9 protein-coding genes are annotated in these 13,307 nt (G+C 45.0%); all 9 read left to right on the forward strand.

Annotated features, from left to right (window positions below):
• Positions 1-23: 23 nt before the first annotated feature.
• The 9 genes from ACSQ8P_RS11990 (at position 24) to ACSQ8P_RS12030 (ending at position 13,235) form a co-directional block, all read left to right on the forward strand.
• Entirely contained in the window at positions 24-1,760 is a 1,737-nt protein-coding gene (locus ACSQ8P_RS11990) for an ABC transporter ATP-binding protein (RefSeq protein WP_436235377.1), read from the forward strand.
• A complete protein-coding gene (locus ACSQ8P_RS11995; RefSeq protein ID WP_436235378.1) occupies positions 1,757-3,541 on the forward strand; it encodes an ABC transporter ATP-binding protein in 1,785 nt (594 codons plus the stop codon). Before ACSQ8P_RS11990 ends, ACSQ8P_RS11995 begins: the two co-directional genes overlap by 4 nt.
• 225 nt (positions 3,542-3,766) lie before the next feature.
• Entirely contained in the window at positions 3,767-5,005 is a 1,239-nt protein-coding gene (locus tag ACSQ8P_RS12000; RefSeq protein ID WP_436235379.1) for a glycoside hydrolase family 88 protein, read from the forward strand.
• A gap of 54 nt (positions 5,006-5,059) precedes the next feature.
• Positions 5,060-7,351, forward strand: coding sequence for a polysaccharide lyase 8 family protein (locus ACSQ8P_RS12005; protein ID WP_436235380.1), 2,292 nt, complete (start codon positions 5,060-5,062; stop codon positions 7,349-7,351).
• Between the two features lie 18 nt (positions 7,352-7,369).
• Positions 7,370-8,239 carry a sugar phosphate isomerase/epimerase family protein gene (locus ACSQ8P_RS12010; protein WP_436235381.1) on the forward strand — a complete coding sequence of 290 codons (870 nt, stop codon included), beginning with the start codon at positions 7,370-7,372 and terminating at the stop codon, positions 8,237-8,239.
• A 49-nt stretch (positions 8,240-8,288) separates the two neighbouring features.
• Entirely contained in the window at positions 8,289-9,851 is a 1,563-nt protein-coding gene (locus tag ACSQ8P_RS12015; protein WP_436235382.1) for a hypothetical protein, read from the forward strand.
• Positions 9,852-9,909: 58 nt separating this feature from the next.
• Positions 9,910-11,187 (forward strand): glycoside hydrolase family 1 protein, encoded by a 1,278-nt coding sequence (locus tag ACSQ8P_RS12020; protein ID WP_436235383.1) that lies wholly within the window; start codon positions 9,910-9,912, stop codon positions 11,185-11,187.
• A gap of 184 nt (positions 11,188-11,371) precedes the next feature.
• On the forward strand, positions 11,372-12,337 hold the full coding sequence (locus tag ACSQ8P_RS12025) for an ABC transporter permease (RefSeq protein ID WP_436235384.1): 966 nt from the start codon (positions 11,372-11,374) through the stop codon (positions 12,335-12,337).
• 13 nt (positions 12,338-12,350) lie between these two features.
• A complete protein-coding gene (locus tag ACSQ8P_RS12030) occupies positions 12,351-13,235 on the forward strand; it encodes a carbohydrate ABC transporter permease (RefSeq protein WP_436235385.1) in 885 nt (294 codons plus the stop codon).
• Positions 13,236-13,307: the final 72 nt, after the last annotated feature.

Genomic DNA, 13,307 nt, shown 5'->3' on the forward strand with positions numbered 1-13,307 from the left:
TTTCTCATTTAAGGGGGAATTACATGCTTAAGCTGTTCCGTCATCTTCGAGCTTTTCGATTATTGATTGTTCTCGTCGTCCTGCTAACCGTTATCCAAACGGGTTCTGAACTCATATTGCCGACCTTGATGGCAAGCATCGTAGACACGGGGATTGTCAACCAAGATCTGCATAAAATCTATGAACTAGGGAGCTATATGGTTATCATAGCACTCGTTGCTGCAGCATGCTCGGTCATTTCAAGTTATTACGCAGCGACGATTTCGGCAGGATTTGGAAGCACGTTGCGTGAGAAGATATATACAAAAGTACAAAGTCTTGGCTTGTCTTCTTACCATGAAATTGGTGCTTCCTCCTTAATTACACGAACGACGAATGATGTGACACAGGTGCAGAATGTCTTGCAGATGGTTCTTCGGATTATGCTCCTTGCACCGATCATGTGCGTCGGCGGCACAGTTATGGCCCTATCGCAGGATGTACGACTATCCGCTGTATTACTTGTCGTCATTCCACTCCTGTGCGTTGGTATTTCGTTAATTATGTGGAAAGTGTTCCCAGTGTCACGATTGATTCAGCAGCAAATTGACCACATGAATCTAGTCATTCGCGAAGGATTGACGGGCGTGAGGGTCATTCGGGCTTTTCACCGGATTAAATGGGATAAAGAACGATTTCAACAAACGAACGAGGCGTTAAGAGATCGCACCATAACTTCTCAACGCATCATGTCACTTAATATGCCTGTCATTATGCTAGCTTTTAATGTCTCAACCGTTCTGATCCTTTGGTTTGGTTCAGGCCGCATTCATTTTGGAGATTTGCAGGTTGGTCAACTTATGGCTTTCATTCAGTATGCCAATATGATCTTGATGTCGATTGTTTTACTGTCTTTCTTATTCGGTTCACTCCCTCGAGCGATCGTATCGGCAGGAAGAATCAACGAACTGCTATCGAAAGAATCGGAGCCCGCCAACGCTCAGGCAAGTGGTTCATCATTATTAAATTCAGATCAGCCATTAACTTTGGAATTCCGAAATGTTTCATATCGATACCCTAGTGCGGAGGGGAATGCGTTAAGCCAAATCTCTTTCCAAGCTCAGGAGGGTGAGGTTACGGCCATCATCGGGGGAACCGGGGCGGGCAAGTCCACGCTATTACAGCTATTGCCTCGTTTATATGTCCAACAGTCGGGACAAATCTTGATTAATGGGGTCGATACGGTACACATGCCACTCCATCAGTTGAGGTCTATGATCGGTTACGTCCCGCAGAGATCATTCCTCTTCTCAGGATCGATAGGCGAAAATATTCGCTACGGAAGTCCGACGGTAAGTAATGAAGAGATATATCAAGCGGCTGACGTTGCGCAAGCAACCTCTTTTATTCTGGAGAAGTCGGATGCCTTCAATTTCGGTATTTCCCAAGGTGGGACCAATCTATCTGGTGGGCAAAAGCAACGCTTATCCATTGCACGTGCGCTAGCCCGCAAATCTCGAATTTATGTATTCGACGATAGCTTCTCAGCGCTGGATTACAAGACAGATGCGAAGCTGCGAAGAGGGCTTCGGTCACATTTAGATGGCGCCATCGTCCTTATCGTGGCTCAGCGTATTCGAACGGTTATGGACGCGGATCGCATCATCGTCCTTCATGAGGGTAGGATTGCAGCCATGGGAACTCACCAAGAATTGATAAGAACAAGCGATGTATACCGAGAAATCTTACAGTCGCAAGAGAGTGGAGAGGAACCGGCATGAAACCGAAACATGTACAAGGGACGATCCGTCGTTTGTTTAAGTACCTGAGACGCTATAGCTTCTCGTTGTGGATGATCATGGTAACAGCCGTTTTGGGAACGAGCTTTCAAATCGTGGCACCTATGTTCATAGGGTCGATCGTAACCGAGCTGTTTAATGGCACTGTACATCGAATAACAGGTACTGCAGCTGTTGATATTGATTTGACATTTATTGCTCGAATGCTGCTAAGTCTTACTGCGCTGTATCTGTTTAGCTCCCTGTTTGGCTACTTGCAGCAATACCTGGCAGGGCAGGTGGCCCAGCGTACGATCTACGATATGCGGATGGATTTAAATGAGAAATTCGCCAAGCTGCCGCTTCGGTTTTACGATTCACGAACGCAAGGCGAGCTGCTGAGTCGTGCTGTCAATGACGTTGATAATGTCAGTAATACACTACAACAAGTTGTATCCCAATTCTTGTCATCAGCGGTGATGTTGATCGGCGTTGTCATTATGATGCTGACCGTCAGTCCATGGTTGACGTTAGCTATACTGTTAACGCTTCCGCTCAGTTATTTCGGGATTAAAGCGATAACCTCCAGATCCAAGCCGTATTTCATGGCGATGCAGCGGACGCTTGGGGAGTTAAATGGACATGTGGAAGAGACCTATTCTGGACATGCGATTGTGAAAACTTATGGGAATGAACACAAGAATATTGAGGTATTTAAAGAAAAGAATGCACAATTGTATCAATCGGGCAAAATGGCACAGTTTATTTCCGGCATCATGATGCCGCTCATGTCCATCATCAATAATTTGAGCTACATTATTATTTGTATTCTTGGCGGAAGCTTAGTGATCCGTGGAATGATGACGATTGGGAATGTGCAGGCATTCATTCAATATTCACGCAGCTTCTCGCAACCATTGATGCAAGTAGCAAACATTGCGAATATTGTTCAATCGGGTCTTTCATCAGCGGAGCGAATTTTTGAGATTTTGGATGAGACCGAGGAAACGCCTGAATTAAGTGAACCTGTTGTGATCTCGAAACCTAAGGGAGAAGTCAGCTTCGATCACGTTCAATTCAGCTATCAAGACGATATTCCGCTAATTGAAGAGATGAACATTCATGTGAAACAAGGGGAGACGGTTGCCATTGTTGGCCCAACTGGCGCAGGTAAGTCGACACTCGTCAATCTGTTAATGAGATTTTACGAAGTGGGAGATGGGCGGATCACCATTGATGGCAACGATATCACGAAGATGTCTCGCGGTGGTTTAAGAGGACTATTCGGTATGGTGCTCCAAGATACATGGTTGTTTACCGGATCGATCAAAGAAAATATTGCTTTCGGCAAACCGGGTGCAACGGAGGAAGAGATCGAAGAAGCAGCACGCTTCGCGAATGCTGACGCGTTTATTCGCAACATGCCGGAAGGCTACGATGCGATGATCCACGAAGGCGGCGACAGCTTATCCCAAGGGCAGAAACAGCTATTAACCATTGCAAGAGCGATCTTAGCTGATCCGGTTATTCTGCTTCTTGACGAAGCGACTAGCAGTGTAGATACCCGTACGGAAGTCCACATTCAGAAGGCGATGCAGGGGCTGATGGAAGGGCGCACCAGCTTTGTTATCGCACACCGATTGTCTACGATACGGGATGCGGATTTGATTCTTGTGATGGATAAAGGGAAAATAATTGAGCATGGCACACATGAACAATTACTGGAGCGGCAAGGATTCTATTCGGATTTATATTATAGTCAGTTTGAGTCGGCGCCTGCTTAGAGAAGTGAAAACTCTATCAAATGATTATTGAAGTCGGACCCATTCAGGGTCCGGCTTTTTATACGTGCAGTACAATTACTGTTATTTCACCGAAAGAAGTCGTTAAAGTTCCATTGAAATAGTCGTCAAAATGTTAGTTGACCCTGATGGATTACCTTAAGATGGAGATAAGAAGCATTCTCGGAAAATGAGAAATCTCAAAGTCCAAATTGGAGGGTATCCTAAATGAGTTTGAACAGTAGTGTCCTTAATGAAGGAATGCAAAAGGAGTTTTTTAAAAGCAAAGCTGATATTCATCCAACGATATTTCACAACGCTATTACGGCTGCCATTCAGAAAGTAGAAGGAAACTTGGAATCGTTTACAGACAAATTTCCTGCCAGCTCAACTATTGGGAATTCGTATGCTTTCAATATTCATGGAGATTCGCGTGCTGCCAATCCGGAAAAAATACCAGGGGCCAATGTCGGATGGACAACTGGTTTCTGGACAGGAATTTTATCTCTCGTTTACGAGCAAACAGGAGATACGAGATATTTGCAAGCGGTTGAAACGCAGGTAAACAGCTTTAAAGAAAGAGCCGAAAATGAGATCGATTGCAATACGCATGATCTAGGTTTTTTATACAGCTTGTCCTGTGTAGCAGCTTATAAATTAACGGGAAATGAAGCGGCTAAATCAGCAGCCTTAAGCGCTGCGAAGTTACTGATGAACCGTTACGTGGAAGCGGCAGGAATCCTTCAGGCTTGGGGAAATATGGATGATCCGAATGAAAGAGGACGCATGATCATTGATTGCTTGATGAATCTCCCTCTGTTGTATTGGGCTAGCGAGGTTACAGGAGATCCGGTCTACAAGGCGGCAGCCTATAAACATGCACAAAATGCCTTAAGTCATATCGTTAGACCCGATGGTACGACCTATCATACGTTTTTCTATGACGTCTTTACTGGAGAACCTCTTAAAGGGACAACGCTGCAAGGACATTCTGATGATTCCTGCTGGGCGCGAGGGCAAGCCTGGGGAATATACGGATTTATGCTTAGTTATTTGTATACAAAGGATACGCGTTTCCTAGAAATGAGCAAAACTCTTGCCAATTACTTCTTGAATAGAAGTCCTGAGGATTTAGTGGTGTATTGGGATCTTGATTTTACAGACGGCAGCGGAGAACCAAGAGATAGTTCATCTTCTGCTATTGCTGTATGTGGCTTGTTGGAGCTTATTAAACATCTGGCTGATGAAGAGGAAAAGCAGTATTACACTAATGCTGCCTTGAATATCGTTAAATCTTTGTATGAACATTATTCGATACATCAGGATGAAGCCTCGAATGCACTTTTGTTGCATGGCGTTTATTTTAAAAAATATAACCATGGCGTGGATGAAGCGAATTTATGGGGAGATTATTTCTATTTGGAAGCCTTGACTAGAGTCACAAAGGACTGGAACCTTTATTGGTAAGACGAATAGAAGGAAGGATGATCGAAATTGAGAGAAATTCAAGAAATACAAGAAATGCAACAAATGCAACAAATGCGAGACACATGGAGAATCTCTTTTAACGAACGTCAGTTCAAAGATATAGGTATAGGGGAAGAAGGAGAGTTTCAAGATTTGACGGCAGAGGCTCGGAGCTTTTGGGAACAGATGGAAAAGGGAGTGAAACGTAATAGTTTATGGACAAACCTGACTACCGTTGTGGGGACTTCTATGTTAACCAGAAATTATGTCAGGCTGCGCCACATGGCGATCGCATTGAACACTGTGGGCTCTGAATTAGAAGGCAGCGAGCCGTTAAAAGCAGACATTGTGGAAGCGCTTGATTGGATGCTTACCAACCATTTCAACGCTCAAGCTGAAACGAATGGCAATTGGTGGGACTGGGAGATCGGAGCGCCTATGGCCTTAACGGAGACCCTATTGCTCATGTCACCGTACCTATCCAGAAGCCAGATTGAAGCTTATTTGGCCCCTATTGACACGTTTACACCGGATCCCAAGACGTTTCTAAACTCTGTTTCTCAATATCCAACCATGACATCCACTGGCGCAAATAGAGTGTGGATTTGCAAGGTCATTGCCTTGCGATCACTGCTTCTAGAGGATTCTGAGAAGCTGGCAAGTGTTTGCGATGCGTTAAGTACCCTCTTTGAGTATGTGACTGGAGGCGAAGGAGGCTTTTTTGCAGATGGGTCGTTCACACAACACGGATATCCGTATACCGGAGGATATGGGAAATCCTTGATATCCAGCTTGGTTCCTCTACTGCATGTCTTGGAAGGCACATCATTCGAAGTCAAGAATAGGGACAGGATTTATGACTGGGTGTATCAATCGTTCGAGCCGTTGATTTTCCGCGGTTCTTTAATGGACATGGTCAGCGGCCGAGAAGTTTCAAGACATGATGTGCAAAATCATGAATCGGGACATAGTGCGATAGGGGCGATGCTCGAGTTGTCCAACTTTGCGCCGCAACCGCATGCCAACAACATCAAGCAAATGGTGAAATATTGGATTCAGGAAGACAAGGCGAAGCCTTTCATGGCACATACTTCGTTGTATTTGCGAAGGCTCTCGGCTGAATTGCTACAGGATGACAGGATCATCGCTCAGGCGCCAGCTTCCAAGTACAAAATGTTCGCCAATATGGCCAGAGCGGTCCTTCAAAGGCCTGAATTCGCTTTTGGTATCGGGTTGTCATCTAAGCGTATTGCAACTCACGAATCCATTAACGGTGAGAATTTGAAAGGCTGGTATGCTGGACACGGGATAACCTCTCTCTATAACAGTGATTTGGGACATTATTCGGATGGCTATTGGCCTACGGTTGATCCGTATCGTCTGGCTGGTATAACGGTGACGAATCAGCCGAGAGAGAACGCTTTTGGAAACTTGTACCGCAGCAGTGAGAGCTGGGCAGGTGGGACGGAGCTTCGAGGCCTTTATGGCTCAGCTGGCATGGTGCTGGAAGATTATAAGTCGGAAGTAACGCAGGAGCCAATGCGCGCCCGCAAGTCGTGGTTTTTGTTCGAGAATGAACTAGTTGCACTAGGCTCTGACATTCAATTTGCGGGGCCGTTTCAAGTGGAAACGATTGTAGAAAATCGTAAGTTGAACATGGGAGGTACGAATAGGTTCAAGGTGAACGGTGATCAGATGCCCGATCAGCCAGGTTGGGCATCGGTGATGCCTAATACCAAATGGATGCATATGGAGGGGGATGCCCCCGGAACGGATATCGGGTATTATTTCCCGCAAGCTGTGGATTTGCAAGGAAAGCGTGAGACGAGAACGGGACGTTGGAGCGATGTCGGCACGGGTCCCAACACGGTAATATCTCGCAACTACTTGACGGTTTGGTTCGACCATGGCGTTTCGCCGCAAAACGAAAGTTACGCCTATGTTATCCTCCCAGGAAAAAGCGCAACGGAGACGGAAGGCTACGCGAACCAACCGCAAGTGGAAATTATTCAGCAAACATCCGCTGCGCATGCTGTCTATCACACAGGACTCGGCATACTCGGTGTAAACTTCTGGACGGAAAAGAAAGCTTCGGCCATGTTCGTTACCTGCACTGGGAAAGCTTCTGTCATGGTGATGACTACTGACGAAGTGGTGGAAGTCGCCATAAGCGATCCAACCCATGAGAATGGCGGAATCATCGAGCTGGAGATTGATATGGCAGCGCGTACTGTCATTGAAGCTGACCCTCGAATCGAGGTTGTACACGTAACTCCAACCGTAAAGCTGCACTTCCATGCGCAAGATACACACGGATCCACGTCAAAAATCCGATTGAGCAAATAAATCCTAGGAGTGAATGCAATGGCCATAGAAACAGGAGTGAATGTTTCTTCCGTGCAACAGGAGCTTAGTAAAGATTATTTTGGGACGCTAGAACGAGTAGCGGAGGCTGGTTACAAGAATATTGAACTGGTCGGTTATAACATCAAATCATACACACGTTATATAGATGAGCTGCCTGTAGAATTAGTTAAAGAAAAACTGGCGCAATTCGACTTGTCCGTCATTTCGACACAAGAAGTATCAAGATCGGATTTGCCGCTTGAGTCTCATGATTGGGATTCTGTTTGTTCCTATTATGAACAACTGAACTGCCATAAAATCGTGATTCCATCCGTTTGGATGTTGAATCGGGAGGATGCGCTCAGGACTGCGGATCAGATGAATCGTGTTGGACGGCGTATGCGAGAGAATGGGTTCACGTTCTATCACCATAACCATGCACATGAATTCAAGCGAGATGGTGATCAGACCTTATATGACTATCTGATCGACAATACCGATCCTGACTATGTTCGATTTGAGTTGGATCTGGGCTGGGTCGTGCGGGCAGGTCTTCAACCGATTGATGTTCTCGCCAAACTGGGCAATCGGTGCGACATCGTTCATCTCAAGGACATTAGCCATACGCCTAAATTTCCGATAAACCTATTTGATGCACTGAGGCAGGATGGCAACAAGCCATTCGACAGCTTCATGATCTACCGGGATTATGCAACTCCGGAGGATTATGCTGACTTAGGAAAAGGAAGCTATGACTTGGTTGAGACTTTTAAATGGATACAAGAAAAGGGGCATGTGCGGTATGCCATGGTAGAGAATATCGGTGCATCCGAAGATAAATTCAAAAGCCTTGCTGATGATCTTCATGTTGTAAAGCAATATCTATAAGAATTGGCTCTTGTGGAGGATTACATTTGTATACTTGGGAGGTTAGACCATGCTGAAAGATGGAATTGGAAGAGTAGATGTAAGCAGTGTCACATTGCCAGATGATGTCAAACTAGATTGTGGGACCTACACGTACGCAGGGAAAGTACTGATTTCGTATAAGACGGAGAAGGATCTCCATACGACCGATTTTTATAATTTGGCGGTGCTAAACGATGATGGAACGGATTTACGGGTGATCTTCTCTGGCGTAATACCGAAATTGCCAAAGGCAAACGGTATTCGGTATATGCCGTTTCAGGATAATAACCGTGTTTTGTTGGGAGATTATGTGCTGGAGTGCTCACCTAATATTGATACCTGTACCGATGCAAGACTAATTCCAATTGAATATCCATCGAGCCTCGTTGACAATCCAAGCATATCCCATCATTGGTCCGAAATCATCATAGCACCTGACAATAAGCATATGAGCTGGACGATACTCGGCGCCAGTAGCGGTGCTGCAGCTATTGGTGTTCTGACACGTAAAACGGACACCTATGTGCTGGAAAATGTGCAGCTAATAAGTACAATTTCAGGTTTTGAAAATGACCCGAATAATCCGGGCTTTATTATTCCGAATCCTCTGCGTGGAGGGGAAGTGAAGCAGTTTGTTCAGGGTGGTAATGCCATATCTACTGTGGCTGGAAAATTGAATAGTACAACCGATTCGATTGTGCAGGATTTGACGACTGAAAAGCTTACGCAAATCACACATACACCTGGCTATGATGAAACCACCATCTTCTCCCCGGATGAACGCTTAGGAATGGTCATGAGCTCCAGGTTTTCGCAAAAGACGGATCCGGCTATTTTCGGACTCATGCCTCGGCCAAATGGTCTTAATACCATGGCAGGTATGATGTGGTCACTGTATATGTATGCGATAGCAGGAGTACGCAGCTTCAGGGAAGGCAACATTGGTCCTGCGTTGATCGACATTGATCGTTCCATGAACGAACCGGGCTATAAAGGCATACAGCTTACTACGGATGAAAATTGGGTGTATTGCTCACCGATGTCCTGGCATCCGGATGGCAAGCGTGCCATGTGGCCGGAAATGCTTAGAGGCAGCGGTGGTTCACAGATGCGGCTACAGACAGTGAAGCTGCTTGATTATGAGCCTCAGGCACCTGTGCCCATTGTAACAACTACAGATAATATCCCATATGGGATAAAAGACTTAAGCGTATTAGATGCAGCGAAACCGAATGTAGAAGGGAAAATCGCGGGGAAAAACACCGGTCACATCATCTTTACCAGGAATTCCTCCGGTAACTCAGGAACAAATGAATCACAGTATGTAAACTTTAGTGATGACGGCGTTAATTTCTATAACGGATACGAGAAGACCTATTTTAGTTTTAGTGAGGAAAACCGTTATGAAGCTAACCTTCAATTGACCGGATCTAAGCAGGGTGACATGAAGCTACGGGCGACATTTTCAGCCGTTTTTGGTCCAACGCCGGTTAAGCTGTTATTTGATACAGACGTAGATGGTAAGCCCAAAAGTTACGGATATGCCTCTTATGATGGTATCACACTAAATATCGCAGATTTATTAGAATAAAAAACAACAATAAAATGTGATGGTAAAGCTTAATAATCGCGTTTAAGGAGGACTAGGGATGACAAAACAGTTTCCAGAAGGATTTTTATGGGGGGCGTCAACAGCAGCTCATCAGGTGGAAGGCAATAATACGAAGTCCGATTTCTGGTTGATGGAGAACGTGGAGGGCTCAATGTTCAAGGAGCCTTCGGGCAGCGCCGTCGATCATTATCGTCTCTATAAGGAAGATATTGCGCAAATGGCCAAAATGGGGCTCAATGGTTATCGTTTCTCCATCGAATGGGCGCGCATCGAACCGGAAGAAGGTCATTTCGATGCGGTTGAGATTGAGCATTACCGCAATGTACTGCTCACGTGCAGACAATGGAACATCACACCTATCGTGACTATGCATCATTTCAGTTCCCCGCAATGGCTCATTCGAGAAGGCGGTTGGGAGTCTGCTGGTACGCCTGCCCGATTTGCTCGCTATTGCGCTCATGTCATACGTGAACTCGGTGACCTGATTCCTTATGTCTGTACAATCAATGAAGCGAATATCTCTCTTGGAATCAAGAAAATTATGAAGCGTCATCAAGCACAAGCAGCTGCTCCAGGTGCACAGGTCGGTATGAATACAGATCGAATGGCTCAAATGCAAAAGCACTATGACAAATTGAGCAAAGCGTTCGGTTCTCCTGCTTTAGGGGTTCAAGCGTTTCTGGCTCCTCGCTCGGAGAATGGACTGCAAATCATTTTTAAAGCACATATGGAAGCGAGAACTGCGATCCGACAAGCTTGTCCCCAAACTAAAGTTGGGATAACGCTGTCGCTTTATGACTACCAGAGCGTTGCTGGCGGAGAGGCGCAAGCGGCCCAAGCCTTGCAGGAAGAATTCCTTCAATTTCTTCCCTATTTGCAAAACGATGATTTCTTCGGGTTGCAAAATTATACCCGTGCGGTTTATGGAGCCGATGGCATTCTTCCCGTTCCAGAAGGTGCTGAGAAGACGCAGATGGGGAACGAATATTACCCAGAGGGACTTGAGGCTGTTGTTCGCTACGTTTGGAAAAGTCTAGAAATTCCAATTATCATCACGGAGAATGGGATAGCGACGGATGATGATACTCGCCGTGTTGCCTACATCGATCGAGCTTTACAAGGCGTGCACGACTGCATTGCGGAAGGTATTCCAGTTAAGGGCTATATGCACTGGTCGTTAATGGATAATTTCGAATGGCAGCTCGGGTTCTCCAGACGTTTCGGGCTAATTGCAGTAGAGCGTACAACACAAGAGCGAACGATAAAACCTAGCGGCCTTCATCTGGGGAGTCTTGCGAAAAAGAATGCGATCTGAGTTGGGGTTTGTTTAGAAGGTACTAGAAAGGGCTGATCGGGTGCATGCCCGATCAGCCCTTTTATCTCAATGAAAAGTCGTCAAAACGTTATTGAAAAAGTCGTTATACTGTTAGTTGGTCACAGGCATATCCATTATGATGGAAGTAAGAACAGTAGAATCTTACAAAAGGAAGTGAATTGAAATGGACAAAACCCTAACGGCGACTGCAACACAAGCGGGGCTAAAAGTAAGGAAAAAAGAAAATAAGTATCGTAAATATTCGCCGCTCTTAATCATGATGGCACCGGGACTGATTTATCTGTTTTTTAATAATTATCTCCCGATGCTCGGTATCGCGATTGCTTTCAAAAAAGTCAATTTCGCGAAAGGCTTTCTTAATAGTGATTGGGTTGGGCTTAAGAATTTCGAATACCTATTCAAAACTAGCGATGCTTATATCATTACTCGAAATACGATACTTTATAATCTATTATTCATATTTCTAGGAACGCTTTTGGCATTTATCTGTGCAGTCTTGCTAAACGAAATTAAAAATAAGATGCTAGTAAAATTTTACCAAAGTATTATCACGCTGCCACATCTGATTTCTATGGTTATCGTAAGTTACTTAGTATATGCCTTTCTGAGTGCAGACACAGGCTTCATCAATCATACGGTACTCCCTTGGTTTGGCATAAAAGATGGCATCTCCTGGTATAGCGAAGATAAGTATTGGCCTTGGATATTGACAGTGGTTCATTTCTGGAAAAGTGTGGGTTACTCCAGTATTGTGTTCTTCGCGGCATTGCTTGGCATTGACGAAGAATATTATGAAGCGGCGAGACTTGATGGCGCTAGTAGATTGCAACAGATTCGCCACATTACCCTTCCGCTTCTAACTCCGGTCATTACCATGCTGACACTGCTCAGCGTTGGACGCATTTTCTATTCAGACTTTGGCCTATTCTATCAAGTTCCAATGAACGCTGGAGCACTATTTAACACAACGGCTACGATTGATACTTATGTATTTAAAGGTTTGATGGGCAGCGGGGATCTTGGTATGTCTACTGCAGCAGGTGTTTATCAATCTGTCGTTGGGTTCCTGCTTGTCTTACTAGCGAACTACACTGTACGACGAATCAGCAAAGACAACGCATTGTTCTAAGGGGGATATCAACTTGAAAAATGAAAGCAGAGGGTTAACGTGGTTCAGCCATATTATGATGTTGTTGTTCGCCATCGTAAGTATTGTCCCGTTCGTGCTGCTCATCTCGGCATCGTTTACGGATCAGAGTGAGATTATCGCCAACGGCTACTCGTTCTTCCCACATAAATTCAGTACGACAGCGTATGAATATCTGTATCAAAGGGGAGGGGACATCGCCCGTGCATATGGCGTAACGGTCTTCGTTACCGTCGTCGGTACAGCAACTGGAGTAGCCATGACAGCGCTTCTGGCTTATCCATTGTCTAGAATTGTAACTCCACACCGTAATTTAATTATGTTCATCGTCTTTTTCACCATGTTGTTTCATGGAGGACTAGTTCCTTCCTACTTGGTGTTCACACAGCTCTTTCACATCAAGAATACGATCTGGGCATTAATTGTGCCTGGGCTCCTGATGAATGGATTTTATGTCATGATGATGCGGACATTCTTTCAAACCACAATACCAAGTGCTTTGATTGAATCTGCACAAATTGACGGAGCCGGGGAGTATAGAACCCTATGGTCAATTGTGATTCCTTTGTCGGCGCCTATTCTAGCGACGATCGGATTGTTTGAATGTATCATGTACTGGAATGATTGGCAGCTTGGGATGGTCTATATTACGGACCCGAAACTCTTCAGTATTCAGAATTTACTGAATCGAATTATGCAGGATATTCAATATCTCACTTCTAATATGGGGAGTGAAGCGAATGATGCTATGCAACAAATGCCTACGGATTCGGTAAAAATGGCCATTGCCGTGATTGGTGTTCTGCCTATTCTTGTGGCGTACCCGTTCTTCCAAAAATACTTTATAAAAGGAATTATGATCGGCGCTGTGAAAGGATAACCAATAGTCTTCTATATGTTTAACGCCACAACTGTCTTATTATGGTTGTGGCGTTAGCACTTTCTGACAGAG

The organism is Paenibacillus sp. LjRoot153 (genome assembly GCF_964253085.1).
Classification (GTDB): Bacteria; Bacillota; Bacilli; order Paenibacillales; family NBRC-103111; genus Paenibacillus_E.